Source organism: Streptomyces vinaceus (assembly GCF_008704935.1).
Lineage (GTDB): Bacteria > Actinomycetota > Actinomycetes > Streptomycetales > Streptomycetaceae > Streptomyces > Streptomyces vinaceus.
Window position 1 is genome coordinate 413,162 of sequence record NZ_CP023692.1, and the last position, 25,640, is coordinate 438,801.

Sequence of the window (25,640 nt, forward strand, 5' to 3'; positions counted from 1 at the left end):
TCCCCCACGGGGACGCCGCGGGCTACGGGGATGGTTTCCCCGGACGCGAGGAGGATCGTCCGCCGGATCTGTCAGGGGCGGTTCAAAGCGGCGTCCAGCGCGGTCAGCAGCTGTTCGATGTCGGCGCCGGTGGTGTGCAGATGGGGGCTGATGCGGATGGCCGAACCACGGGCCCCGACGAACACGTTCGCCTCCTCCAGCGCCGTGACCACGCTCCGCTGGAGGCCGTCGGGGACCGTGATGCCGAGCATGTGCGGGCCGCGCGGCGCCGGGACGGGCAGGCCGCGTTCCCGCGCCGCCGAGGCGATACGGGCCGTGGTGGCCGCCAGGGTGACGGCGATCCGCGGGACGGTCCAGGCCGACAACTGCTCCAGGGCGGCCAGCGCCATGGGGGTGAGCTCGAAGGCGGTGCGCGCGCCCACGTCGAAGCGGCGGGCTCCGCTCTGGTACTCGGTGCGGTACTCGACGAGCCGCCCGAAGTCGTCGGAGTCCTTGCGCACGATCCAGTTCTCCTCCAGCGGCCGCCCCTCCTGACGGGCCGGGGCCACGTACAGGTAGCCGAGTCCGAAGGGGCCGAGCAGCCACTTGTAGCCGACGCTGACGAGGAAGTCGGGCTTCAGCGTGCGCACGTCGATCGGGATGGCCCCCACGGACTGGCTGGCGTCGATGACGAGGGCGGCGCCGGCGTCCCGGGCGGCCCCGGCGATCCGGTCCAGGTCGAGCAGGGCCCCGTCGGTCCAGTGGACCCGGGGCACCGACACCACGGCCACGCTCTCGTCGAGCGCGTCGAGGACGGCCTCGGTCCAGGTCTGGCCGGGCTCGCGCCGTACGGTCAGCATCGAGGCCCCCGTACGCTCGGCCAACCGCCACCAGGTGTAGATCCCGGACGGGTACTCGCCGTCGAGGACCAGGATCCGCTCGCCGGCCCGCGCCGTCAGGTTGGCCGCGGCCACCGCGAACCCGTAGCTGGTCGCGGGTACGAGGGCGATGTCACCGGCGCCGGCCCCGATGAGCTCCCCGAAGAGCTCCCGGCGCCGCTCGGCGCCACTGAACCAGTCGGGACCCAGGAGCCGCCAGGGCTGGGCGCGCTTGAGCAGGGCGGCCTCGCCCGCGACGAGGCCGGTGCGCAGGGTCGGCGCCACGCTGGCGGTGTTGAAGTAGGCGATGCCGTCGGGGATGTCGAACAGCTCGCGGGCGTTGGGGAGCGGCTCGCTGCCGACAGGCGAGGTCATCGGGTGCCTTTCGCGACGTACGGGGCCGGAGGCCACCACCCTGCCCGGCGTGCGGGGCCGCGCACGTCAGCCGCCCCGGTGGACCGGCGCACTCGCCCCGCTTGGCCGACCGTCACTGTCGGGGTACGGGACGGGCGCGCCGCGAGCGCCGTCCGGCCCGCCGGGCCGATAGTGGGGAGCTGTGAACAACGGGTCAGCGGGACATGAGGAAGAGGGCGGGGCCTGGTCCGGGCCCGCCGGGGCAGAGGCCTTCGCGGCGGTGGAAGCGGCCACGGACTGGCTGCTCGGCTATCCGTTCGTGTTCGAGGCGCTGTCCCGCCGGATCGGCGCGGACGACCTGCTCGTGGACTACGGCTGCGGCCCCGGGCGGGTGGCCGACCGGGCGGCGCGGGTCCTGGGCGCGCGCGTCGTGGGCGTGGACACCTCCGCCGAGATGCTGGCGCTGGCCCGCAGCACGGCGCCGGCGGTCGCGGAGTTCCACCTGGTCCGGGATGGGCGGGTGACGGGCCTGCCCGACGGCTGCGCGGACGCGGTGATGTGCAACCACGTGCTGGCCTCGCTGCCGACCGAGGAGGCCCTGCTCGGGGTGTTCGCCGAGGTCCGGCGCCTGCTGCGGCCCGGGGCCCCGTTCGTCGTGCTGTCGACCGACCCCGCCTGCACGGAGCGGGAATACGTCTCGCTGCGCGTGGGCGCTCCCGGGGCCTCGTACCGGCCGGGCGAGGAGATGCCGCTGCGGCTGCTGCGCACCGACGGGAGCTGGCAGGAGGTACGCAACCACGCCTGGCCCGTCGACCGGCTGCCGGCGCTCCTCGAAAGCGCCCGCTTCCGCGACGTCGGTCAGCGCAGGCCCACCGTGGAGGAGGCGCGGGCCCTCGCCGCCCCGGGTCTCGTGGAGCGCTACCCGTGGACCGCGGAGCGGGCCGCGCCGCCGCTCGTGATCACCTCCGCCTTCGCCGCCTGAGCCTCCCGGAGACCGCCGTGTTCCCCTCTCGTGTCCGTTCCGTCCGCCGGGAGGCCCGGGTCCTGGCCGTGCTCGGCCTCCTGGGCGCCCTCGTCGCCGGTGCTCCCGCCGCGGCCCCCTCCCCCCGGGCGGCGCACGTACGGGCGGTGACCGACGTCCCCGCGACGCCGGGAAGCACCACGCCCCTGTCCGCGTACGCCATCCGCTCGACGGCCGAGGTCCCGGACGCGGCGGCCCTCGTCTCCGCACCGGACTACCGGACGGCCGGCTGGCACCCGGCGGGGTCCCGCTCCACCGTGCTCGCCGCCCTGGTCGCGGACGGCACCCATCCCGACCCGTTCCACTCCACCGATCAGCAGCGCATCCCGGCCGCCGCATTCACCGTGCCGTGGTGGTTCCGCGCCGAGTTCACCGTGGCCGACACCTCCGCGCGCACGTACCTGGACTTCAGCGGGGTCGTCTCCGCGGCGGACGTGTTCGTCAACGGGGAGCAGGTCGCCACGGCGTCCACGGTCGCCGGCGCGTACACCCACCACGAGCTCGACGTCACCGCTCTGGTGCGGGCCGGTGCCAACGCGGTGGCCTTCCGGATCAAGCCCAACGACCCCCGCAAGAACCTCACCATGGGCTGGCTCGACTGGTTGCAGCCGCCGCCGGACGCGAACATGGGCATCGTCCGCGATGTCCTCGTACGGCGCGGCGGTCCCGTCGCCCTGCGCGACGCGCACGTCGTGACCGGCCTGGCGCTGCCCTCCCTCGCCTCCGCCGACCTGACCGTCAAGGCCAAGGTCCGCAACGAGACGGCCGGAGCCGTCACCGCCGCCGTCTCCGGCACCATCGGGCCGGGGATCGCCTTCCACCGGGACGTGCCCCTGGGCCCCCACGAGACGAAGACGGTGGTCTTCGCCCCGGCCGACACCCCGCAACTGCGCCTCGACCGGCCGCGGGTGTGGTGGCCCGCCGGCATGGGTGCGCAGGAGCTGTACGAGCTCGACCTGTCCGTCGCGGTCTCCGGTGCCGGCGTCTGCGACCGGGTCCGCCACGGCTTCGGGGTCCGCAGCGTGCGGGCACCTCTGAACAAGGACGGCGCCCGTCAGTACTCGGTCAACGGCCGGCCGCTGCTCGTCCGGGGCGCCGGCTGGTCCCCCGACGAGCTGCTGCGCTGGGACGCCACCTACACGGAGGACCGGCTCGCCTACGCACGGGACCTCGGTCTCAACACCCTGCGCCTGGAAGGGCACCTCGAACACGACGAGTTCTTCGACCTCGCCGACCGGTACGGGATCCTCACCCTGCCCGGCTGGCAGTGCTGCACCAAATGGGAGGGCGAGGTCAACGGCACGGAGGCCGGGGAGAGCTGGACGGCGGCCGACCACCCCGTCGCCAGGGCCTCCATGGCGGCCGAGGCCGCGCGCCTGCGCGATCACCCCAGCGTCATCTCCTTCCTCATCGGCAGCGATTTCGCCCCCGACGCGGAGATCGAGAAGGGCTACGTCGACGCCCTGGAGGCCGCCGACTGGCCGACCCCGGTGATCGCCGCCGCCTCCGCCAAGTCGGCGCCGCTGACCGGGGCCTCGGGGATGCGGATGCCCGGCCCCTACGAGTGGGTGCCGCCGGGCTACTGGTACGACAAGCGGGAGGGCGGGGCGACCGGCTTCAACTCCGAGACCAGCGCGGGCCCCGACGTCCCCACCCTCGACACGCTGCGCCGCATGATGTCGCCGGCCGAGCTGACCTCCCTCTGGAAGGACCCGGCCGCGCCGCAGTACCACCGCTCGCCGTCGCGTACGTACGCCACCCTCAAGGTGTACGACGACGCGCTGAGCGGCCGGTACGGGGCGCCCGCCGGCCTGGAGGACTACGTCGCCAAGGCACAGCTCGCCCAGTACGAGAACGTCCGCGCGCAGTTCGAGGCGTACGGACGCAACGCCACCGACGCGTCGAAGCCCTCGACGGGGCTGATCTACTGGATGTTCAACAGCGGCTGGACCTCGCTGCACTGGCAGCTCGTGGACCGCTACCTCGACCAGAACGGCGCCTACTTCGGCGCGAAGAAGGCGAACGAGCCCCTGCACATCCAGTACTCGTACGACGACCGGACGGTGGCCGTCGTCAACCGCCGTACGGCGGCGGCCTCGGGACTGACCGCGCGGGTCTCCCTCTTCAACACCGACGGGACGCGGAAGTACGACCGGACCGTGACGGGCCTCGGGGTCGGCGGGGACGGCGCGAGGACGATCGCGCTGACCGTCCCGGCGTCGGTGGAAGGCCTGTCGACCACCTACCTCGCGCGGCTGCTCCTGACGGACGCCGACGGGCGGGAGGTGAGCCGCAACGTGTACTGGCTCTCCACGCGCCCCGACGTCCTCGACTACACCGAGAGCAACTGGTACATCACGCCCACCACGGCCTACGCCGATCTCACCGGACTGCGCTCCATGGCGCAGGCTTCCGTCTCCGCCACGGCGACGACGCGCGCCGGCGACGACGCGCCGGCGACCTCCACGACGGTCGTCACCGTACGCAACACCGGTACCGGAAACACCCCGGCCCTGCTCACCGACCTCCACCTGGTCGACGGGAAGGACACCCCGGTCCTGCCCGTCCGGTGGTCCGACAACCAGATCAGCCTGTGGCCCGGCGAGTCGGCCACCCTGACGGCGACCTACCGCACCGCGGACCTGCACGGCTCCGCGCCCAGGATCCGGATCTCCGGCTGGAACACCCCGAAGGCCACGGTCCCGGCCGCCTGACACCCGCCCGCCTGCACGGGGGGCCCGGGCGATGGGGCAGGATGGCAACCCGTTCCGGAATGCGTACACGCGCCCGAACGCGGCTCCACGCACGACAAACTGACAGGTGACAAGGTGACGACACACCTCATACGACGGTCCGCGCGGCCCGTCGCCGCTCCCCCGGTCCGGCGCCGAGCGGAGGGCGTCCGTTGAACCGGGAACTCCTCGTGCACGACTGGCTAGTGGCCGGGATCGCGCTGGCCGCGGGCGCCCTGGCCGGACTGCTGCTGCGGGCCCTGATGCGCTGGCTCGGCCGGCACGCCGAGCGGACGCGGTGGACCGGGGACGACGTCATCGTCGACGCGCTGCGCACCCTGGCCCCCTGGGCGGCCGTCATCGCCGGCGTCGCGGTGGCCGCCTCCACCCTGCCGCTCACCGCGCGGGTGCTGGGGTTCGTCAACCAGTCCCTGACCGCCGTGCTCATCCTCATCGCCACGATCAGCGCGGCCCGGGTCGTCGCGGGGCTCGTGCAGTCGGTGGCGGGCGCGCGGACCGGCGTGGCCGGATCGGCGTCCATCTTCGTCAACATCACGCGGATCGTGGTCCTCGTGATGGGGGTGCTCGTCGCGCTCGAAACGGTGGGCGTGTCCATCGCGCCGCTGGTCACAGCCCTCGGCGTCGGCGGTCTGGCGGTGGCCCTGGCCTTGCAGGACACCCTCGCCAACCTCTTCGCGGGCGTCCACATCCTCGCCTCGAAGACCGTGCAGCCCGGTGACTACATCCGCCTCACCAGTGGGGAGGAGGGGTACGTCGTCGACATCAACTGGCGCAACACCGTGGTCCGCAACCTGTCGAACAACCTGGTGATCATCCCCAACAACCGGCTCGCGCGGACCAACATGACCAACTTCACCCAGCCCGAGCAGCAGTTGTCGATCCTGGTCCAGGTGGGCGTGGGCTACGAGAGCGATCTGGAACACGTGGAGCGGGTGACCCTCGACGTGGTCGACAGCGTGATGGCCGACATCAACGGCGCGGTCCCCGACCACGAGGGCAAGGTCCGCTTCCACACGTTCGCGGATTCCAGGATCAACTTCACGGTGATCCTGGGGGTCGGCGAGTTCAGCGACCAGTACCGGATCAAGCACGAGTTCATCAAGCGCCTGCACCGGCGGTTCCGGGCGGAGGGCATCTCCATCCCCGCGCCCACCCGGACCGTCGCGCTCCACCACGAGGGCGCCGACGCTCCGGTGCTCCCCCCGGTTCCGCACCAGCGCGAGGCCCCGCCGCGTTCGCCCGCCACCACCACGCACTGACCCGGTCCCTTACGGGTGGTACAGCTCCTCGGCGCGGGCCAGGTCGACGGCGCCGTCCCGCGGCAGGTGGAGGAAGTGCTCCACCTGCCACGCCTGGGCGCGGTCGGCCTGGCGGTTGGCGGTGGCCACCCAGGGCGGGTAGACACGGAAGCCCCGCTTCCCCCCGGCGCCCTCCACCGATACGACTCCGTGCCGGCGCAGGGCGTCCACCGGGAGGACGAACTGGCCGAAGCCGTGGTCGTCGTGGCAGCTGATCACGACCAGGTCGACGCCGTCCGCGGTGTCGAAGGGCCGGATCGGTCCCTGCTCCGACCGGATCCACACCGTGACGAACTGGCCGGCCTTGGTGGGCGTCGTCTTGCCCGAGCGGAAGCGCACGGCACGCCCGTCCACGGTGAACGCGTGCGCGGCGTACGCGCCGCCCTCGGCCTCGGGAACCGGTTGCGAGCAGACGAACCCGCACGGGTCGTAGACGCGTGACTTCGCCGCGAGGAGGTCGCCGGGCAGGCGGACGGCGTCCGGCCAGGGTTCGGGGCCGACGGGGCCGGGGCGGGTGTCGGCGGAGCGCTCGCGGTGGTTCTGCATACGGCAACCCTGTCACGGGTCGGTGACCTCTTACGGATCCGTGACGTGCGGCCGGGAGAGCGCCTGTCGGGGCGGCCCCGGGCATAGCGTCGGATCATGCGCGTACTTGTGACTGGAGGAGCGGGCTTCATCGGCTCGCACGTCGTCGCCGAGCTGGCCCGCCGCGGCCACGACCCGGTGGTCTTCGATCTCGCGGAGGACGGAAGGGACGTACGGGATCCCGGCCAGGTGCGGGACGCCCTGGCCGGGATCGACGCGGTCTGCCACCAGGCGGCCAAGGTCGGCCTGGGCAAGGACTTCGGCGACGCGCCGGCGTACGTGTCGGCCAACGGCCTCGGCACGGCGGTCCTGCTGGCCGAGATGGCCGGGGCGGGGGTGCGCAGGCTGCTCCTCGCCGGATCGATGGTCGTCTACGGCGAGGGGCGGTACGCGTGCGCCGCGCACGGCGTGGTCCGGCCCGGCCCGCGCGCCGAGGCCGATCTGGCGGCGGGCCGGTTCGAGCCGCGCTGCCCGCGCTGCGGCGCCGAGCTGGCGCCCGGCCTGGTCGGGGAGGACGCCCCGATGGATCCGCGGAACGTCTACGCCACCACCAAACTGGAACAGGAGCACCTCGCGGCCTCGTGGGCGCGGGCCACCGGCGGCTCCGCGATCTCGCTGCGCTACCACAACGTGTACGGGCCGGGGATGCCGCGCGACACCCCGTACGCGGGGGTCGCCGCGCTGTTCCGTTCCGCGCTGGCGCGGGGCGAGGCGCCGCGCGTCTTCGAGGACGGCGGCCAGCGGCGGGACTTCGTCCACGTACGGGACGTGGCCGTGGCCAACGCCGTGGCACTGGAGTCCCTGGCCGGCTCGCCCGACGGGTTCACCGCGTACAACGTCGGCAGCGGCGATCCGCGGACCGTCGGCGACATGGCCAAGGCGCTGGCCGCCGCCTGCGGGGGCCCGGACCCGGTGGTCACCGGCGAGTACCGGCTGGGCGACGTCCGGCACATCACCGCCGACTCCGCGCGACTGCGCCGGGACCTGGACTGGCGGCCCGCGGTGCCGTTCACCGCCGGCATGGCGGAGCTGGCCACGGGGGCGGAAGCCCGTTAGCGGGTCTCCGCCCCCGTGGCCCCGGCCGCCCGAGGCCGCGGTGACCTGCCGTCAGGCGGGCGCCGGGAGGGTCAGTTCGAAGCGGCAGCCGCCGGTGACGTTGCGGACGTGCGCGTGCCCGTCGTGCGCCTCGACGATGCCCCGGACGATCGCCAGGCCCAGGCCCGCGCCCCCCGGAGGCGTCCGGGCCTGGGTGCCGCGCCAGCCGGTGTCGAACACGCGCGTCAGGTCCTCCTCGGGGATCCCGCCGCAGGCGTCGGTGACGGACAGCACCACCGTGCCCTCGCGGGCTTCGGCGGCGATCGCGACCGTACCGTCGGCCGGAGTGTGGCGGATGGCGTTGACCAGCAGGTTCGACAGGACGCGGGTCATTTCCTTGCCGTCCACCTCGACCGGGAGGGACGCGGTCCCGTCGCCGACCAGCCGTACGCCGTGCTCGCGGGCGAGGGCGTCGGTGCCGGCCAGGGCGTCGCCGACGAGGTCGTAGAGGTTCAGCCGGGTGGGGCTGAGGCTGAGGGCGCCCGCGTGGATGCGCGAGAGCTCGAAGAGGTCCCCGACCATGGAGTTGAGGCGGTCGACCTCGGTGCGCATCTGCCGGTGGTAGCGGGCGGGGTCGGCGGCCACGCCGTCCTCCAGCGCCTCCGACATGGCGCGCAGCCCGGCGAGCGGTGTGCGCAGGTCGTGCGAGATCCAGGCGACGAGCTCGCGCCGCGAGGTCTCCAGAGCCCGCTCGCGCTCCCGGGAGGCGGTCAGGCGTTCGCCGGTCAGGGCCAGTTCCCGGCTGAGCGCGGCGAGTTCGGCGGGCGCGGGGACGCTCGGCGTGGTGAAGGTGCCCTCCTCGCCGAAGGCGCGGGCGGCCTCGACGAGCTCGCGGCAGCGCATCACGACCTGCCGGCCGAGCAGCAGGGCGGTGCCCAGCGAGACGACGGCGGCCACCGCGACGACCACCGTCACCGCCGTGAGGTCGTGGGAGGACAGGAACATCGCCCAGGCCACGGCGAGCGTCCCGGCGAGCATCGCGAGCACGGCGACGGCGGTCACGACGGCGAGGGAGACGGCGACGCTGCGCCGCCGCACCATCCGCAGGGCGACCGCGCCGAGCGCTCCGGCGCCGCCCGCGCCGAGCAGCGCGTACAGGGCGATCAGCAGCAGGTCCTGTTCAGGCATGTCCATGGCCGTCCGCCGTTCTCGTCTCCGTGGCGGGAACCGCCGGGCCGGGGTGGGTGTCGAAGCGGTAGCCGGCGCCCCAGACGGTCTGGATCAGGCGGGGGTTCGCCGCATCGTCCTCGATCTTGCCGCGGAGCCTGCGGACGTGGACGGTGACGGTGGAGAGGTCGCCGAAGTCCCAGCCCCAGACCTCGCGCATGAGCCGCTCCCGGTCGCAGACCTGCCCGGGGTGGCGCAGGAAGAACGCGAGGAGGTCGAACTCCCTGAGGGTGAGTGCGAGTTCCCTGCCGTCCTTGCTCACCCGGCGCGCGGCCGGGTCCAGGCTCAGGCCCGCCGCGGTGAGCCGGGGGCCGGCGGCCGGTGCGGCCGGCACGGCCCGGCGCAGGACCGACTGCACGCGCAGGACGAGCTCCCGCGGGCTGAAGGGCTTGGTCACGTAGTCGTCCGCGCCGACTTCCAGGCCCAGGATCCGGTCGTCCTCGTCACCGCGCGCGGTGAGCATGATGACCGGGACGGGTGCGGTGGCGCCCTGGCCGACGTACTGTCCGGCAGCGCGCTCGCGCGCCCGCAGCCTGCGGCAGACCTCCAGCCCGTCCATGCCGGGCAGCATGAGGTCGAGGACGACCAGGTCCGGGCGGCGCTCCTCGGCGGCGCGCAGGGCGGCCGGTCCGTCGGCGGCGAGGCGGACGGCGAAACCGGCCCGGTCGAGGTACTGGGCCACGACCTCCGAGACGGTCGGGTCGTCGTCCACGACCAGGATGTCGCCGCCCCCGACGGGGCCGGGCGTCCCCGTCCCGTCCGTACTGTGCGTATTGCTGACTGCCATGGCCACAGCCTGACATCCGCGCCGGCCCTCGTGTACGCCACCTCCCCCGATCAGGCACGACGTCCGCGTTTCGTAAGGAGTGAAAGGCCCTGCCGTCGGCGCCCGCTTCCTACGGTGGGGAGGTGACTGATTCTGCTGGTGTGCCGCCCCGGGCGGACCTCGTACTGCCGTGCCTCGACGAGGCGGAGGCGCTGCCCTGGGTGCTGGCGCGGGTGCCGGCCGGGTGGCGGGCCATCGTCGTGGACAACGGCTCCACCGACGGCTCCGCCGACCTCGCGCGCGGCCTGGGCGCGACCGTGGTGCGCGAACCCGTACGCGGCTTCGGCGCGGCCTGCCATGCCGGGCTGCTGGCCGCGCGCGCCGACCTCGTCTGCTTCTGCGACTGCGACGCCTCCATGGACCCCTCCCTGCTCGCCCCCATGGCGGCGCGGGTCGAGGCCGGCGAGGCCGACCTGCTGCTCGGCCGGCGCCGCCCGCAGGGACGCGGCGCCTGGCCCGCCCACGCCCGCGCCGGGAACCTCGCGCTGGCGCGCATGCTGCGCCGGCGTACGGGGCTGCGGCTGCACGACCTCGGCCCGATGCGGGTCGCGCGCCGCGAGGCACTGCTGGGCCTGGACCTGACCGACCGGCGCAGCGGCTACCCGCTGCAGATGGTCGTACGGGCCGCCGACGCGGGCTGGCGGGTGGCCGAGACGGACGTGCCGTACCTGCCGCGCGCCGGCAGGTCGAAGGTCACCGGAACGTGGCGGGGCACCTGGCAGGCGGTGCGGGACATGCGGCGGGTGCTGGCCGAGACCCCCGGCACCCGCACCGCCGCGGCGGGCGGGGTCCGCGCATGAGCACGTACCGCAGCGAGCACCCGGCCGTCCGCGGCGGTGACGCCGGCACGCTCGTCGTCGTAGCCAAGGCGCCGGTGCCGGGCCGGGTCAAGACCCGGCTGACCCCGCACTTCACCCCGCAGCAGGCCGCCGCGCTGGCCCGCGCCGCGCTCCAGGACACCCTGGACGCCGTCCTCGCCACACCGGCGGGGCGCCGCGTCCTCTATCTGGACGGGGCGCCGGGGCGCTGGCTGCCCGAGGGCGTCGAGGTGGTCCCGCAGTGCGCGGGCGGCCTCGACGTCCGGCTGGCGGCCGCGTTCACCCTGTACGAGGGTCCCGCGCTGCTGATCGGCATGGACACCCCGCAGGTCACCCCTGCACTCCTCGCCCAGGGACTCGACTTCGCCGGGACCGACTCCTGGTTCGGCCCGGCCCTCGACGGTGGCTTCTGGGCCCTGGGGCTCGCCGAGCCGGACCCCGCGCTCCTGCTGGGCGTGCCCATGTCCGTCCCGCACACCGGGGCGGTGCAGCGGCAGCGGCTGACCGCGTCGGGCCTGGCCGTACGGGACCTCCCGGCGCTGTGCGACGTCGACACCCCGGACGACGCGTCGCTGGTCGCCGGGTCGGCGCCCGGGACCCGGTTCGCCGCCCTGTACGCCGAGCTCCGCGCGGCCGTACGGTGACCGCGCGGACGACCGCGGCGCTCGCGGAACCCGCCGCCCGGGCCTGGCGGGCCGACCCGTACGCCGACGCCCTGCGCACCGGCCGGGGGCCGCTGTTCCTGCGCCGCAGCGACGGCTGGCTGCTGCCGCTGGAGGTGGAGCGCTGGTGCGCCGAGGCCGACGCGGCCGATGCCACCGTCCTGGCCCGCTGCGAGGGCCCGGTCCTGGACATAGGCTGCGGACCGGGCCGCCTCGTCGCCGCCCTCGCCCGCCTCGGGCACCCCGCGCTGGGCGTGGACGTGACCCCGGAGGCGGTGGCCCGTACGGTGCGCACCGGCGGCACTGCCCTGTGCCGGTCCGTGTTCGAACCGCTGCCCGGCGAGGGCCGCTGGGGCACGGTCCTGCTCATCGACGGGAACATCGGCATCGGCGGTGACCCCGGCGCGCTGCTGCGCCGGGCCGCCCGGCTCGCGGCCCCGGGCGGCACCCTGCTGGTCGAGGCGGTCCCGGTCGACGTCGACGAGCGGGTCGAGGTGCACGTCGAGGACGGCAGCGGGGGCCGTGGGGCCGCCTTCCCGTGGGCCCGGCTCGGTACCCGCGCGCTCCGTTCGCGGGCGGCGGACGCGGGCTGGACCCGGGCGGTGACCTGGTACGCGGCGGGCCGCGCCTTCGTACAACTGCGGCGCTGAGCGCGCGCCCCGGCACGCACGGCGAAGCGGCTGACGCGTTGCGCGTCAGCCGCTTCGCCGTACAACGACCCCGGACCCGGCCGTGATTCACGACCTAGTGCCGTATCAGGCAACGTTCGCCCCGGCGAGGCGCGAGTGATGATCTTTGTGATATTTTCGGCGTCGCCGTGCACCACTGCACATTCGAGGAGGTGAGACCGATCAACACTGTGACAGGTCGGGGCTCCCTCCTTTGCATGGTCTAGGGAGCGCCCGCACAAGGCATCCCGAAAGGCTTGAAACGCTAATGCGCTTCACCTCCCAGACGTCGTCGGACGGCGTCACCGAACAGTTCTTCACCCTTGACGAGATCCCCGGCGTGCTGTGGACGCCGGAAGGCGCCTGCGGTACTCGTCCCCTGATTCTGCTGGGCCACGGCGGCGGGCTGCACAAGACGGAGCCCGGCGCCGTGTCCCGCGCGCGCCGCTACGCCGCCGAGGGTTTCGCGGTCGTCGCGATCGACGCGCCCAACCACGGTGGTCGACCCAAGGACGAGGAGTTCGGCCGGATCGCGGCCGAGATGCGGGCCGGCATGGCCGCCGGTGAGAATCCGGGCGCGCTGGTCGCCAGCATGCACAGCTATCTGGCCCCTCAGGCTGTCGCGGACTGGCAGGCGGTCCTGACTGCGGTCCAGCGCCTCGACCGGGTCGGCGTCGGCCCGGTGGGTTATTGCGGGATGTCGATGGGGTGCGGGCTCGGCATTGCGCTCATCGCCGCAGAGCCCCGGATACGCGCTGCGGTGCTGGGCCTGCTCGGTGTGCACGGGCTGGCCGAGGACGCCGCGCGGATCACCGTGCCGGTGCAGTTCTTGGTCCAGTGGGACGACCAGATGGTTTCGCGGGTCCAGAGCCTGGCGTTGTTCGACGCCTTGGCCTCGGCTGAGAAGACGATGCATGCCAACCCCGGCAAGCACGGGGATGTGCCGTCGTTCGAAGTGGACAGCTCGCTGCGGTTCTTCGCCCGGCATCTGAACTGACACGAGATCGCAGTGCTCGGCGAGCTGGCCGGAACTCATTTCCGGCCAGCTCGTTCGGTCCAGACTGTTCGGCATGGCCGAGCGGGTGCAGGTGCGCGAGATCGATGACGAGGAAAGTGCCCGGCTGTTGCGGATCGTGCGGCGCGGCACCGGGTCGGTGGTGGCCTGGAGGCGTGCGCAGACCATACTGCTGTCCGCGCAGGGCATGCCCGTGACGAAGATCGCCGAGGTGACGTTCAACGCATAAAGACCTGGAAGACATCTCGCGACCCCGACTACGCGGCCAAGAAAGCCCGAGTCGAGCACCTCTACGCGATCGCCGACGGCGAGGTCATACCGAGGAAGGCGAGCCCGAAGTCGTCTTATGGCTCGACGAGTTCGGGCCGCTCAATCTCCAGCCCCACCCCGGCCGGCAGTGGGCCGAGCGCGACGGACGGCACAAGGATCCGGACAGGGAACCCAGACCCCGCCGACGGGCGATCTACACCCGCACGCACGGGGTCCGGCACCTGTTTGCCCCCTACGACCTCGCCAAGGATCGGCTCTACGGGCACATCAAGAAGACCAAGAACCGCTCCAAGTTCCTTGAATTCTGCCGCTACTTGCGCTCGCTGCACCCGATGGACGTGCGCATCGCGATCGTCTGCGACAACTACTCACCGCACCTGACGACGAAACGCGGCCAGCGGGTCGCAACCTGGGCGGCGGTGAACGACGTGGAGATCGCCTACACCCCGACCAACAGCTCCTGGCTCAACCGGGTCGAGGCCCAGTTCACCGCCCTGCGGTACTTCGCTCTCGACGGCACCGACCACGCCAGCCACAAAGAGCAGGGATGCATGATCCGCCGCTACATCATCTGGCGGAACAAGCACGCCCAGGACGAGCGCCTCCGTGCTGTCGTCGACAGGATGAACGTTGCCTGACACGGCGCTAGGACCTGTCGTCAAAGTGTGATCGCCTCTCGGTCCCATTCTGACGGGGCACGGTCATGATGGGCTGATGAGTCGATACACAGAGGTCATCGTCCTGGCGCGACGGGCCGAAGAGGTCATGGAACCCCTCACTCGCCCCAGCGACAGCCGGGATTGGCACCAGTGCTTCACACCGGTGGATGACCATATGTTCGCCGGGCTGCGCACGCCGTCCGAAGAGTGTTACGCGTGGGTTGTTCAGTTCATCCGCCACAACTGGCGTGGGTTGCTGAGCCACCTGGAGTCTCTGGCATGGCCGGATCCGCACTCCGTTCAAGTCCTCGTTCGTGACGAGGAGGACGACTGCTTCGGCCTATGGATGATCTATGACGGCAAACTGGTCGAAGTGCCGCTGCCGCGCACCGAACGAGAGCCGTTCTCAGCGTCCGTTACCGGAGTCCTTTCTCGGACTGACCGTCGCGCCGGAGAGCCCCTGTAAGAAGTGACTTCAACGTGTCACGCCCACATCAGGAGCGAGGCGAGGGAGACGGCTGCTTGGTGGGACTCGGCGGTCTTGTCGTATCGGGTGGCTATCCCGCGCCATTGCTTCAAGCGGTTGAAGCACCGTTCCACGACCTTGCGGTGCTTGTAGACCTCCTTGTCGAAGGCCGGAGGTGGGCCGCCGAGGCTTCCTTTCCGGGCCCGGTTGCGCACCTGGTCGGCACGCTCAGGGATGGTGTGCCTGATGCCGCGGCGCCGCAGCCAGGTGCGGATCGCCTTGGAGCTATAGCCCCTGTCGCCGATGACGCGATCGGGTCTGCTCCGGGGCCGGCCCGGTCCGAGGCGGGGCACCTGGATGGCGTCCATCACCGCGGTGAACCGGGTGCAGTCGTTGGTGTTCCCGCCCGTCAGGACGAATGCGAGCGGGCGGCCGGTCGCGTCGCAGGCGAGGTGGACCTTGCTGGTCAGGCCGCCCCGGGACCGGCCGAGGGCCGGGTTTTGGTGCCCCCTTTTCGGGCCCCGGCGGCGTGCTGGTGGGCGCGGACGATGGTGGAATCGACCGACACCAGCCAGTCGATGTCACCCGCCGCGTCCGCGTTCGCCTGCGCGGCCCGCAGCATCCGGTCGAACGTGCCGTCCGCCGCCCAGCGCCGGAAGCGGGTGTGGAGGCTGGCCCACGGGCCGTACCGCTCGGGCACGTCCCGCCAGGGGACACCGGTGCGGAACTTCCATACGATCCCGTTGAGGACCATCCGGTCGTCCTGCCGGGGCCGCCCCAGCGCAGGCCGGGGCAGCAAGGGACGTATGAGCTCCCACTCGGCATCGGACAGTTCATGGCGGCATATCATCACTCCATGATCCACAACCCAAGATCACTTTGACGACAGGCTCTAGGACCGGTGGCGTGTGCCGCGCAGCAGCGCCGCGCGCGTGGCGGCGTGCAGGGCGGTGGCCAGGGCGATGGCCGCCATCGTCAGCAGCCAGTTGCGCAGGTAGTCCAGCGGTACCACCGTCGGGTTGGCGGCCCCGCCGGGGCGCAGCAGCGGCGGGAGGGCGATCGCGGTCACGGAGCCCGCGACGATCAGGGCGGCGCGCGGGACCCCCCGCAGGCGCGGCCCGAGGGCGGCGGTGAGCGCGGCGACCGCGATCACGAGGGGCGCGATCACCCCGTCGTGCACCACGACCGCGCCCGCGAGCCACAGCGCGATCCGCCAGGGCGAGGGCTGCTGGACGAGCAGGGCGCCGCCGAGGCCCATCAGGACCAGGCCGAGTCCGGCCACCGCGTACCGGTACACCATCACGCCACCTCCAGTCGGGCGACCCACTTGGTCTGGAGTACGCCGGGCCGGTTGGGGGCGATGATCCGAGCCGGGTAGCCGTGGTCCGGGGAGAGTTCCTCGCCGCCCAGGCGCAGCGCGAGCAGGGTGAGCGGGTCCTGGGCGTACTCGCGGCCCATCTCCATCACCCGGTAGGCGCCGGCCGGCTCCAGGGATTCCACGCGGGCCCCGCCCCCCGGGCTGCCTCCCGCGCGTTCGAGCAGGTCGCGCACGCGGACCCCGGTCCACCGGGCGTTCTTGCTCCAGCCTTCGACGCAGGCGATGGGCAGCGTCACCTCGTGCTGCGGCAGCGCGCGCAGTTCGTCGAGGGTGAGGGTGTAGGGGCGCGGTCCGGCGACGCTCAGCCGCCAGTCCCGTACGGAGGCCGCGGTGATCCCGGCGGCCTTCGCCGTACGGTTCACCGGGAGCCCCTGCGGGCCGACGGCGGGATCGCGCGGGGCGAACAGGTCGAGCCGCCCGAGCGCCGTCACGGACTGCCCGGCGGTCGTCAGCGTCACCGCCCCCACCGCCGCGGCGACTCCCGCCAGCAGCGCGCGCCGGTCCGGGCCGTCGGCCTCGGGCAGCGCGAGCGTGCCCGGGGAACGGCGGGTCCAATGGCCTTGGATCTGCGGCCACTTCACGGCGACGTGCACCATGAGCGCGCCGATCAGCAGCCAGGACAGCGCGAAGTGCACGGGTACGAAGGAGAAGGGCCAGGGGTACCACTGGAAGGTGTTGAGCAGCCCGGTGAACAGTTCGAACAGGCCGGCCGCCACCAGGGCCGCCACGGAGGCCCGTTCGAGCGCGTGCCGTACGGACCGCAGCGGCGGCCATGCGAACAGCCGGGGGTAGACCGCCCACAGCTTCGCGAGCAGCAGCGGGATCGCCGCGATCCCGGAGATCACGTGGAGGCCCTGGGTGAACCGGTAGCCCCAGTACGGCCGGCTGGGCAGCAGGTCGGCGAGCCGGCCCGGCGGGTGCTGGAAGTAGTGGCTGAGCACGCCGGTCGCGAAGCAGACGGCGAAGGCGAGCCCGAGCCAGCGGCCGACGGCGGTCGCGGTGCGGGCGTCGTGCAGCCGCGCCTTGAAGGTGAGGGGCGGATCGGCGGGGAGGCGGATGGGGAAGCGCATGGACCCATGACACCCCCGGGAAGCCGCTCGGAGACGGTCCGGACACCTTACGAAACGCGGACATGGGCGGCGCGGGACCCCGTTGCGCGCCGTCGCCTGGAACGCTGCCCACGTGAACCTGCGTACCGCCACCGGCCCCCGCGTCCGCTCCGTCCCCGCCGTCCCCGTCCTCGTCGCCCCGGTCCTCGCTCTCTGCGCCCTCGTCGGCGCCCTGGTGTGGACCATCGGCTACGACGGCAATTTCACCGACCCCGCCGGACTGTCCTGGCGGTACGCGGCCTGCTGGGCGCTGTTCGCGCTCGCGCTGCTCGCGCTGCGCCGGGTCCCGGCCCGCCTGGTGGTGGCGCCGGTGCTGGCGGGGGCCTTCGCGGTGGCGGCGACGGGGCTGGTGGCGGAGCCGCGGACCAGCACCGATGCGTACCGCTACGCCTGGGACGGCCGGGTGCAGTCGGCCGGCGTCTCCCCGTACGACCACGCCCCGCAGGACCCGGCGCTGGCCCGGCTCCGCGATCCGTGGCTCTTCCCCGCGGGGGCCGCCGCCTGCTCCGGCCCGGACCGGGCCCGGATCCCGTACAGCGGGCCGGTCCCGCGCTGCACCCGGATCAACCGTCCCTCCGTGCACACCATCTACCCGCCGGTCGCCGAGGCGTACTTCCTGGCCGTGGACCGGCTCTCCCCCGGCGGCGCCCGGCACAAGCCGCTCCAGATCGGCGCCGGAGTGCTGTCCCTCGCGGTGACGGGCGCGCTGCTGCTGATCCTGCGCCGCCGGGGCGCGGACCCGCGCAGGGCCGCCTACTGGGCGTGGTGTCCCGCCGTGCCGATCGAGGCCGTGAACAACGCCCACGTCGACGTGCTGGGGGTGCTGCTGGCCGTGGCCGGTCTGGGGCTGGTGGCCGCGCGGAGCCTGCGGCGGCGGGCCTGCGGCGGGCTGGTCCTGGGCGCCGCCGTCGCCACCAAGCTGATGCCTGCCATCGTCCTCCCGGGAGCCCTGTCCGGCGTGCGCCGGGTGCGCGACGCGGTCGCCGTGCTGCTGCCGGCCGCCGCGTTCACGGCGCTCGCGTACCTGCCGTACGTCCTGCTCTCGCACGGCTCCGTCCTCGGATACCTCGGCGGCTACGTGGCGGAGGAAGGCTACGAGGATCCGTCGGCCGGTTCCCGCTACGCGCTGCTGAGGCTGGTGCTGCCGGGCGAGTGGGCGGTGCCGGTGCTGGCGGCCGCGATGGCGGGCGTGTGCGGGTACGTGCTGTGGCGCGGGGATCCCCGGCGGCCGTGGAGCGGGGCGCTCTTGGTGACGGGGTGGGCGTTCGCGCTGCTCACGCCCGGCTATTCGTGGTACGCCCTGCTGCTCGTGGGGCTCGTGGCGCTGGACGGGCGCTGGGAGTGGCTGGGGATCGCGGTCGCCGGCCCCGCGGTCTACGTCACGGGGCAAGCGTTCGGCTCGCGGGGGGCGGTGAGCGCGACGGCGTACGGGGCGGCGGTACTGCTGGTGCTCGTGGTCACGGTGGTGCGGTGGCGCCGGCGGCGCGGCGAGGGGCCCGGCGCGCGGTCGGCGTAGGCGGGCTCCCCCGGCGCCTGGGCTCAGGGCCGGTCGTACCAGGAGAAGGCGGCGATCCGCCAGCCTTCCGGGGTGCGGACGAACTGGATGGTCTTGGTCCCGCCGCCCTCGAAGGGCTCGCCGTCCAGGATCCCGGACTTGCGGTACTCGCCGAAGCGCGAGGCGATGTCGCCGGCGATGTCGGTCCGTTCGGAGGTCTCCCACTCGCGGAACCCGACCAGCCGGCCGTCGTTCAGCAGCTTCCGGCGGGGCTCGATGAACTCCTCCACGGTGTAGACCGTGAGCTCCGGGCCGGTCTTGACGATCACCCCTCCGGGCAGGACCAGCCGACGGATCCGGCCCACGTCGGCGGTCTTGCCGCCCCGGTTGTCGAACGCGCCGAAGAACTCTTCGGTCAGAGCGTCTATTTCAGCCTTGGACATGGCGCGACGGTAACACGCGGCGCGCGTCGCGGGCAGGTGCTCGATCCTGCTCGGTAGAGCTGTGTTTCGAGCAGGTATTGACATGCATCCGGCACTGCGCTGCACTTTGGCTGCACTTTGCCCGCACTGTGGCCGACCTCTGAACTCCCCTTCACCTCACACGACTTGGGGATTTGCCATGCGTCTGCTCAGATCGCTGATCGCCGCCGTCTGTACGGTGGCCGCACTTTCCTTACCCGGTGTCGCCGTGGCCGCACCCGCGCACGCGGCCGCCGGGCCGCCGCAGACCGTTCCGGCGCTGCGGCAGTGGACGGCCGCCGCCGGTGCCTACGCCTTCACCGGCTCCAGCCGGATCGTGGTCGACCCCGCCTACGCCGCCCAGCTCTCGGACGAGGCCGCCACCTTCGCCGAGGACCTGGGCGCGCTGGCCGGGCGTCCCGTCGCCGTCGTCACCGGCAGCGCCTCCCCCGGCGACATCGCGCTGAGCCTGGGCGACCCCGCGCTGCCCGCCGAGGGCTACCGGCTGACCGTCGGGCAGTCCCTCGCCGTGCGGGCCGCGACCGACACCGGCGCGTTCTACGCCACGCGTACCGTGCTCCAGCTCCTGCACCAGTCGTCCTCGGTGCCCGCCGGCACGGCCGTCGACTGGCCGGCCAAGGCGGAGCGCGGGCTCATGATCGACCAGGGCCGCAAGTTCTTCACCGTCGACTGGGTCGAGCAGCACATCAAGGAACTGGCCTACCTCAAGCTCAACTACTTCCACTTCCACCTGTCGGACACGTTCGGCTTCCGGCTGGAGAGCTCCACCCACCCGGAGATCGTCTCCGCCGACCACTACTCCAAGCAGGACATCGCCGACCTCGTCGCGCTCGGCCGGAAGTACCACGTCACGATCGTTCCGGAGATCGACACCCCGGGACACATGAACGCCGTCCTGGCGGCCCACCCGGAGCTCAGGCTCAAGAACAGCTCCGGCACGGCCAGTCCCGATTTCATCGACCTCTCGCTGCCCGCCTCGTACGCCCTGATCAAGGACCTGGTGAACGAGTACCTGCCCCTGTTCCCGGCCCCGTACTGGCACATCGGCGCGGACGAATACGTCACCGACTACGCCAAGTACCCGCAGTTGCTGAGCTACGCCCGCGCCCACTACGGGGCGGGCGCCACCGCCAAGGACACCTACTACGGGTTCGTGAACTGGGCCGACGACCTGGTCCGGGCGGCCGGCAAGACCACGCGGATGTGGAACGACGGCATCAAGGCCGGGGACGGGACCGTCAGCCCGCATGCCGGAATCCTGGTCGAGTACTGGTACAGCTACGGGCTCACCCCGCAGCAGCTGGCCGCGGCCGGCCACACCGTCGCCAACGAGTCCTGGACACCAACCTATTACGTGCTCGGGGGCGCCAAACCCGACACCAAGTGGATGTACGAGACCTGGACCCCCGACCGCTTCGAGGGCGGAGCCACCCTCTCCGACCCCTCGAAGAACCCCGGTTCGCTGCTCCACGTCTGGTGCGACAACCCCGGCGCCGAGACGCAGGACCAGATCGCCGCGGGCATCATGTACCCGCTGCGCGCCCTCGCCCAGCAGACCTGGGGCTCCCCGAAGCCGGTGGCCACGTACGACGCCTTCGTCCCGGTCGCGGCCGCGGTCGGGCACAACCCCGCCTGGCCGGGCCTCGCCCAGCCCGGCAACCTCGCCCGGAACCGGCCGACCACCGCTTCCAGCACCGAGACGGCGGCTTTCCCGGCCTCCCTGGCCACGGACGGCGACCCCGGCACCCGCTGGTCCAGCGCGTACGCGGACCCGCAGTGGCTCCAGGTCGACCTGGGATCCGGCCAGGCCGTGAGCCGTGTGGTGCTGCGCTGGGAGGCCGCGTACGGCAAGGCCTTCCAGATCCAGCTCTCCGACGACGCCACGACCTGGCGCACGGTGTACTCGACGACGACCGGCGCCGGCGGCGTCCAGGACCTCACCGGGCTGTCCGGATCGGGCCGCTACATCCGCGTGTACGGGACCAAGCGCGGCACCGCGTACGGGTATTCGCTGTACGAGTTCGAGGTGTACGGCGGCCGGCTGAGCGGAACCCGCACCCTCAGCTCGGCCGGCAAGGCCCTCGACGACCCCGGGAGTTCGAGCGCGTCCGGAACGCAGCTGATCACGTGGACCCCGCACGGCGGCCCCAACCAGCAGTGGCGCCTCGCGCTCAACGCCGACGGCTCCTACTCCATGGTCAACGGTGCGTCCGGGCTCTGTGCGGACGTCTCGGGCGGCTCGGCCGCGCCCGGCGCCGCCGTCGTCCAGGCCACCTGCACGGGCGGTGACAGCCAGCGCTGGCTGATCACCCCGCTCGGCGGGGGCGAGTACTCGGTGGCCAACAAGAAGAGCACGCTCCTGCTGACCACCGCGTCCGGGGCGGACGGGGCCCCGGCCACGCAGCAGCCGGATTCCGGTTCGACCTACCAGCGGTGGCAGATCGCCTGACCTTCCCGGCCGTCCGGCCGTCCGCGCGGGCTGCGCGCCCGTTCCGGTGCGCAGCCCGCCCCGAACTCACGGGTAACACCGTGCCGGTGAGTGGAACGCCGTGCCCACCACACGCGTTGTGCGGGAGATGGAGAACCGTTCGCACCGCCACGACCACCTCTTAGACCCCCTCTCACAGGAGTCCCGCGTGAACCAAGCATCCGCCGCCCCGCTGGTCCTCGACCCGGCCGGCGCCGACCGGCACGCGGAGCACCGGCTGCTGCGCGCCCAAGGGCCCGCGGCCCGCGTCGACGTACTCGGTGTGCACGCGTGGGCCGTCACCGACCCCGCCCTCCTCAAGGAGTTGCTCACCAGCCCGGAGGTCTCCAAGGACGCCCGGGCGCACTGGCCCGAGTTCGACGAGGTCGTCCAGACCTGGCCGCTCGCCCTCTGGGTGGCCGTGACCAACATGTTCACGGCGTACGGCGCCGACCACCGGCGGCTGCGGCGGATGGTCGCTCCCGCGTTCAGCGCCCGCCGCGTCGCCCTGCTCCGCGACACCGTCGAGGGCGTCGTCACCGACCTCCTCGACGAGCTCGCCGCCCTCCCCGAGGGCGAGGTGGCCGACCTGCGCGAGCGGCTCGCCTACCCGCTGCCCATCGCGATCATCGGACACCTCTTGGGCCTCCCCCAGGACCAGCGGGGTGAGTTCCGTTCTGTGGTGGACGGGGTCTTCGACACCACGCTCACCCCCGAGGAGGCCGCCGCGAACGGGGCACGGGCCTACGAGATGCTCGGCCGGCTCGTCGACGCCAAGCGCGCCCTGCCCGGCGACGACATGACCTCGCTCCTCATCGCCGCCCGCGACGAGGAGGGCGACGGCTCCGCCCTCTCCGACACCGAGCTGGCCGACACCCTGTTCCTGATGATCAGCGCCGGGTACGAGACGACGGTCAACGTCATCGACCAGGCGGTCACCGCACTGCTGACGCACCCCGAGCAGCTGGAGCACGTACGCGCCGGGCGCGGCAGCTGGGGTGACGTGGTCGAGGAGACCCTGCGGCACGAGTCGGCCGTCAAGCATCTGCCGATGCGTTACGCGCTGGCCGACATCCCGCTGCCCGACGGGCGGACCATCGCCAAGGGGGAGGCGATCCTCGCCTCGTACGCGGCCGCCAACCGGCACCCCGACTGGCACGGCCCGGACGCGGACGCCTTCGACGTCACGCGGGTCACGAAGGACCACCTCGCCTTCGGGCACGGGGTCCACTTCTGTCTCGGCGCCCCGCTGGCCCGGCTGGAGGTCGCGGTCGCGCTCGAAGCGCTCTTCGACCGCTTCCCGGCCGTCGAGCTGGCGGTGCCCGCGGACGAGCTGCTGCCCGTCACCTCCCTCATCAGCAACGGCCACCGGACCCTGCCCGTCCGGCTGGGCCCGTCGGCATAAGAAGTCGGCATAGGAAGTCGGCGTAGGAAGTCGGCATAGGAAGGACGCGCGAAATTCACTCTCCCGCCGCCTGACGCGGGCGGATCATCGGCCTCGGCCGCCTTAGGCTGCCGCCATGTCTGAGGTGGGGGTCACGGTCCGGGGTTGCCGGCTGTTCGGAACGCTCGGTTCGGTGCTGCTGGCCGCCGGGAGCTGGTCGGCCGGGGCCCTGCCCCTCGGGGTTCCGGACGGGGTGTGGGCGCAGCGCAGTCCCGCGCACACGGTGCTGGGGGCGGCTGCGGCGTACGCCGGGCTCGTGCTGCTCGTCGTCGCCTGGTGGCGGCTGGGCGGCCTGCTGCGGGCCGGGGAGCCCATCGGCGGCAGACGGCTGCGCTCCGTGCTCTGGTCCTGGGTCCTGCCGCTCGTACCTGCCCCGTTGATCTTCAGCAATGACGCGTACAGCTATGTCGCGCAGGGTGCGCTGGCGGTCCGGGGCTGGGATGTGTACCGGTGGGGGCCGTCGGTGCTCAGCGGCCCGATCGCGGACAACGTTCCGGAGGTGTGGCAGGACGCGCCGGCGCCGTACGGGCCGGTGGCCGTCGCGGCGACGCGGGCCGTGGTCGCCGTGACGGGCGAGCACCACACGGTGGTGGCGGTGCTGGGCATGCGGCTGCTGGCCCTGTGCGGGCTGGCGCTCATCGTCTGGGGTGTGGGGCGGCTCGCCTCCGAGTGGGGCTCCGCGCACGGCCGCGCCGGCGGTGGCGCGGAGGCAGGGGCGCTGTGGGCGGCCGTGCTCAACCCGCTGGCCCTGGTGCACCTGGTGGGCGGGGCCCACAACGAGGCGCTGATGATCGGTCTGATGGTGGCCGGACTGGTGGCGTTCCGCCGGGGGTACTGGGTGCCGGGCACCGTCGTGCTCGTCGCGGCGACGCTGGTCAAGGTCCCCGCCGCGGTGGCGCTGCTGTGCGCCGGCGCGTGGTCCGTGGGAGGGCGGCCGGACCGGCGTGCGGGATGGCTGCGGGCGGCCGGGATCACCCTGGTGGGCGGCGCCGCGCTGGTGCTCGGTGTGGCGGTGTGCGGTCAGGGCTGGGGGTGGCTGTCGACGCTTCGGGGGCCGGCGCAGGTGTACACGGTGCTCTCGCCCAGTACGGACGTGGGCCGGATCCTCGGGCTGCTGTCCGAGGGGCTCGGGCTGGGTACGGCCGCCGATGCGATCGCCGCGGCCCGGTCGGTGGGGATGGTGCTGGGCGTCTGCCTGGTGGGCTTCTGTGCCTGGCGTGCACCGCGAACGGGCCCCGAGTACGCCACCGGTACGGCCCTGCTGGCGCTGGTGGTGACCGCGCCGGTCGTACAGCCCTGGTACCTGCTGTGGGGGATGGTGCCGCTGGCGGCGGCCGCGTGGCGGCTGCTGGAGGGCACGGGGGCGCGGCTGGCGTCACTGGTACTGCTGTTCATGGTGCTGCCCTGCGGGACGTCGGCGACCTGGTCCTACGCGTTCGCCGCCCTCACGGGTGCGTCGGCGGCCATGGCGGCGCTCGTGGCATGGGGGCCGCCGGGGCTGGGGGCCGTGCCGCGTCTTCGCCTCCAGGAACGCGCCTGGGTGCGGGCGGCGGTCAGAACGCGCCGGTGATCCGGCGGGACATCCGTGTTGCGCCGGCCCGTCATGATCACTAAGGTCGGTCGTGTGACTGCCGGGTCGGCCTTGAGCCATACACGAGCAGGGTTCCCGGCCTCGGCGTGAACCCGAGGCGGGCCAGGAGCCCGCCCTTTCTCCGCGTTTCTTGCGACCGGCGCCCGCGTGCGGCGCCCTTCCACGGCAACCGAAACCGGAGACACCCCCCTGATGTCGAACACCCAGCAGTACCCGAACGCCGTCCAGCTGAACCACACCGTCGTCCATGCCCGGGACCGCCGACTGTCGGCCGAGTTCCTCGCCGCGGTCCTGGGGCTGGAGGTCGGCGCCCCCTTCGGGCCGTTCCTCCCCGTCGACCTGGGCAACGGCGTGACCCTCGACTACTACGCGATGACGGATGAGCCGATCCAGCCGCAGCACTACGCCTTCCTGGTGCCCGAGGAGCGCTTCGACGGCATGATCGCCCGCCTGGACGCGATCGGCGTCACCTACTACGCCGACCCCCACCACGGCGAACCCGGAAAGACCAACCGCCTGTTCGGCGGTCGCGGGGCGTACTTCGCAGACCCGGACGGCCACAACATGGAAATCATGACCCGCCCCTACATCCGCCCCTAGAGCGTGTCTTGTCGGGTGGCCAGATCGGATATGCCTGTCCGATGAGTGATCACTGATGCGACGTGGGACCGGATCGAGCCGCTGATGCCGGCCGATCCGGTCGACGATAGCCCGCTGGACCCGTCGTTCACCCGCCCACGACACCTGGCGGTCGCGGTGGTGGTTCACTTGCCGAACAGCTCGTGGACGGCCGGGGAGGGCGTGTGGAAGAGCCAGGATTCCGTGTGCTGCTGACAGACTCAGGAGACCGGCGAACGGAGGTAGTCCGTGCGATACGGACGGTCACCGGCCTCAGCCTCTGGAACAGCAAACTACTGCTCGCCGGCGCACCCGTAGAGATCGAGGCAGCCGGCTGGTTCGAAGACGCTGTCGAGGCGGCTCGCACTCTTGAGGACGCAGGCGCCCGCACCACGCTGCTCTGCGATTGCTGTGGCCGCACCATAAGGCGCGGAGCCTTCCCGCTCACCTCGCTGCCGTGCACGAAACCATCGCCCCTCGAAACCTGCTGGGCAAGTGGCCTGCCCTCAGCGACCTGAAGTCGCCCCAGTTCGGTCTGACAG

The 25,640-nt window shown here is 72.8% G+C and carries 24 protein-coding genes and 1 pseudogene; 17 read left to right on the forward strand and 8 right to left on the reverse strand.

The features are described from left to right. Window positions 1-71: 71 nt before the first annotated feature. A complete protein-coding gene (locus CP980_RS01945; protein ID WP_150492412.1) occupies window positions 72-1,232 on the reverse strand; it encodes an aminotransferase class V-fold PLP-dependent enzyme in 1,161 nt (386 codons plus the stop codon). A 181-nt stretch (window positions 1,233-1,413) separates the two neighbouring features. Here CP980_RS01945 and CP980_RS01950 point away from each other — a divergent pair, with 181 nt between their 5' ends. From CP980_RS01950 to CP980_RS01960, 3 genes are all read left to right on the forward strand, one after another. Then, on the forward strand, window positions 1,414-2,193 hold the full coding sequence (locus tag CP980_RS01950; protein ID WP_132753409.1) for a class I SAM-dependent methyltransferase: 780 nt from the start codon (window positions 1,414-1,416) through the stop codon (window positions 2,191-2,193). Window positions 2,194-2,210: 17 nt separating this feature from the next. Continuing rightward, the gene (locus tag CP980_RS01955) at window positions 2,211-4,946 is read left to right on the forward strand and encodes a glycoside hydrolase family 2 protein (RefSeq protein ID WP_229907492.1); all 2,736 of its coding nucleotides are present in this window, start codon (window positions 2,211-2,213) and stop codon (window positions 4,944-4,946) included. A gap of 191 nt (window positions 4,947-5,137) precedes the next feature. Next, the gene (locus CP980_RS01960) at window positions 5,138-6,244 is read left to right on the forward strand and encodes a mechanosensitive ion channel family protein (protein ID WP_132753411.1); all 1,107 of its coding nucleotides are present in this window, start codon (window positions 5,138-5,140) and stop codon (window positions 6,242-6,244) included. A 9-nt stretch (window positions 6,245-6,253) separates the two neighbouring features. Here CP980_RS01960 and CP980_RS01965 read toward each other — a convergent pair whose 3' ends face one another. After that, window positions 6,254-6,829 carry a MepB family protein gene (locus CP980_RS01965; RefSeq protein ID WP_150492413.1) on the reverse strand — a complete coding sequence of 192 codons (576 nt, stop codon included), beginning with the start codon at window positions 6,827-6,829 and terminating at the stop codon, window positions 6,254-6,256. 96 nt (window positions 6,830-6,925) lie between these two features. Here CP980_RS01965 and CP980_RS01970 point away from each other — a divergent pair, with 96 nt between their 5' ends. Beyond that, entirely contained in the window at window positions 6,926-7,924 is a 999-nt protein-coding gene (locus CP980_RS01970; RefSeq protein WP_132753415.1) for an NAD-dependent epimerase/dehydratase family protein, read from the forward strand. Window positions 7,925-7,975: 51 nt separating this feature from the next. Here CP980_RS01970 and CP980_RS01975 read toward each other — a convergent pair whose 3' ends face one another. Continuing rightward, window positions 7,976-9,091: a sensor histidine kinase gene (locus tag CP980_RS01975; RefSeq protein ID WP_150492414.1), complete on the reverse strand. Its 1,116-nt coding sequence runs from the start codon at window positions 9,089-9,091 to the stop codon at window positions 7,976-7,978. After that, a complete protein-coding gene (locus CP980_RS01980; RefSeq protein WP_229907496.1) occupies window positions 9,084-9,851 on the reverse strand; it encodes a response regulator transcription factor in 768 nt (255 codons plus the stop codon). The genes CP980_RS01975 and CP980_RS01980 overlap by 8 nt, the downstream gene beginning before the upstream one ends. Before the next feature lie 188 nt (window positions 9,852-10,039). Between CP980_RS01980 and CP980_RS01985 the strand changes: the two genes are divergently transcribed. The 6 genes and pseudogenes from CP980_RS01985 (at window position 10,040) to CP980_RS02010 (ending at window position 14,514) form a co-directional block, all read left to right on the forward strand. Next, window positions 10,040-10,756, forward strand: a complete 717-nt coding sequence (locus CP980_RS01985) for a glycosyltransferase family 2 protein (RefSeq protein ID WP_150492416.1) — start codon at window positions 10,040-10,042, stop codon at window positions 10,754-10,756. After that, window positions 10,753-11,418 carry a TIGR04282 family arsenosugar biosynthesis glycosyltransferase gene (locus CP980_RS35735; RefSeq protein WP_150492417.1) on the forward strand — a complete coding sequence of 222 codons (666 nt, stop codon included), beginning with the start codon at window positions 10,753-10,755 and terminating at the stop codon, window positions 11,416-11,418. The genes CP980_RS01985 and CP980_RS35735 overlap by 4 nt, the downstream gene beginning before the upstream one ends. Next, a complete protein-coding gene (locus tag CP980_RS01995) occupies window positions 11,415-12,086 on the forward strand; it encodes a class I SAM-dependent methyltransferase (protein WP_229907493.1) in 672 nt (223 codons plus the stop codon). Before CP980_RS35735 ends, CP980_RS01995 begins: the two co-directional genes overlap by 4 nt. Before the next feature lie 286 nt (window positions 12,087-12,372). Continuing rightward, a complete protein-coding gene (locus CP980_RS02000) occupies window positions 12,373-13,101 on the forward strand; it encodes a dienelactone hydrolase family protein (RefSeq protein WP_150492418.1) in 729 nt (242 codons plus the stop codon). A 73-nt stretch (window positions 13,102-13,174) separates the two neighbouring features. Next, window positions 13,175-14,027, forward strand: a pseudogene (locus CP980_RS02005) (transposase). Between the two features lie 76 nt (window positions 14,028-14,103). Continuing rightward, entirely contained in the window at window positions 14,104-14,514 is a 411-nt protein-coding gene (locus tag CP980_RS02010; protein WP_150492357.1) for a hypothetical protein, read from the forward strand. 17 nt (window positions 14,515-14,531) lie between these two features. On the opposite strand, the gene CP980_RS02015 is transcribed toward CP980_RS02010, so the two are convergent. The 3 genes from CP980_RS02015 to CP980_RS02025 all read right to left on the reverse strand — a co-directional run bounded on the left by CP980_RS02015 (window position 14,532) and on the right by CP980_RS02025 (window position 16,962). Next, a protein-coding gene (locus tag CP980_RS02015; protein WP_425281765.1) for an IS5 family transposase occupies window positions 14,532-15,364 on the reverse strand; the annotation gives its coding sequence in 2 pieces (ribosomal slippage) (window positions 14,532-15,025 and window positions 15,025-15,364; 834 coding nt in all). A gap of 42 nt (window positions 15,365-15,406) precedes the next feature. Then, on the reverse strand, window positions 15,407-15,814 hold the full coding sequence (locus CP980_RS02020; RefSeq protein ID WP_150492419.1) for a hypothetical protein: 408 nt from the start codon (window positions 15,812-15,814) through the stop codon (window positions 15,407-15,409). Further along, window positions 15,814-16,962 (reverse strand): molybdopterin-dependent oxidoreductase, encoded by a 1,149-nt coding sequence (locus tag CP980_RS02025; protein WP_150492420.1) that lies wholly within the window; start codon window positions 16,960-16,962, stop codon window positions 15,814-15,816. The genes CP980_RS02020 and CP980_RS02025 overlap by 1 nt, the downstream gene beginning before the upstream one ends. Before the next feature lie 112 nt (window positions 16,963-17,074). Here CP980_RS02025 and CP980_RS02030 point away from each other — a divergent pair, with 112 nt between their 5' ends. Continuing rightward, window positions 17,075-18,517 (forward strand): glycosyltransferase 87 family protein, encoded by a 1,443-nt coding sequence (locus tag CP980_RS02030; protein ID WP_308439427.1) that lies wholly within the window; start codon window positions 17,075-17,077, stop codon window positions 18,515-18,517. Between the two features lie 23 nt (window positions 18,518-18,540). Here the strand turns inward: CP980_RS02030 and CP980_RS02035 are convergent, their stop codons facing one another. After that, window positions 18,541-18,939 carry a Cif family virulence factor gene (locus CP980_RS02035; protein WP_132753431.1) on the reverse strand — a complete coding sequence of 133 codons (399 nt, stop codon included), beginning with the start codon at window positions 18,937-18,939 and terminating at the stop codon, window positions 18,541-18,543. A gap of 178 nt (window positions 18,940-19,117) precedes the next feature. Between CP980_RS02035 and CP980_RS02040 the strand changes: the two genes are divergently transcribed. The 6 genes from CP980_RS02040 to CP980_RS02065 all read left to right on the forward strand — a co-directional run bounded on the left by CP980_RS02040 (window position 19,118) and on the right by CP980_RS02065 (window position 25,616). Then, window positions 19,118-21,427: a family 20 glycosylhydrolase gene (locus CP980_RS02040; RefSeq protein ID WP_150492421.1), complete on the forward strand. Its 2,310-nt coding sequence runs from the start codon at window positions 19,118-19,120 to the stop codon at window positions 21,425-21,427. A 187-nt stretch (window positions 21,428-21,614) separates the two neighbouring features. Continuing rightward, window positions 21,615-22,850, forward strand: coding sequence for a cytochrome P450 family protein (locus tag CP980_RS02045; protein ID WP_229907443.1), 1,236 nt, complete (start codon window positions 21,615-21,617; stop codon window positions 22,848-22,850). 115 nt (window positions 22,851-22,965) lie between these two features. Beyond that, window positions 22,966-24,459, forward strand: a complete 1,494-nt coding sequence (gene mptB / locus CP980_RS02050; RefSeq protein ID WP_150492423.1) for a polyprenol phosphomannose-dependent alpha 1,6 mannosyltransferase MptB — start codon at window positions 22,966-22,968, stop codon at window positions 24,457-24,459. Window positions 24,460-24,672: 213 nt separating this feature from the next. Continuing rightward, window positions 24,673-25,080: a VOC family protein gene (locus CP980_RS02055; protein WP_132753437.1), complete on the forward strand. Its 408-nt coding sequence runs from the start codon at window positions 24,673-24,675 to the stop codon at window positions 25,078-25,080. Window positions 25,081-25,125: 45 nt separating this feature from the next. Continuing rightward, a complete protein-coding gene (locus CP980_RS02060; RefSeq protein ID WP_150492424.1) occupies window positions 25,126-25,314 on the forward strand; it encodes a hypothetical protein in 189 nt (62 codons plus the stop codon). Next, on the forward strand, window positions 25,305-25,616 hold the full coding sequence (locus tag CP980_RS02065; RefSeq protein WP_132753443.1) for a ribosomal protein L7/L12: 312 nt from the start codon (window positions 25,305-25,307) through the stop codon (window positions 25,614-25,616). Before CP980_RS02060 ends, CP980_RS02065 begins: the two co-directional genes overlap by 10 nt. The last annotated feature ends 24 nt before the right edge of the window (window positions 25,617-25,640 follow it).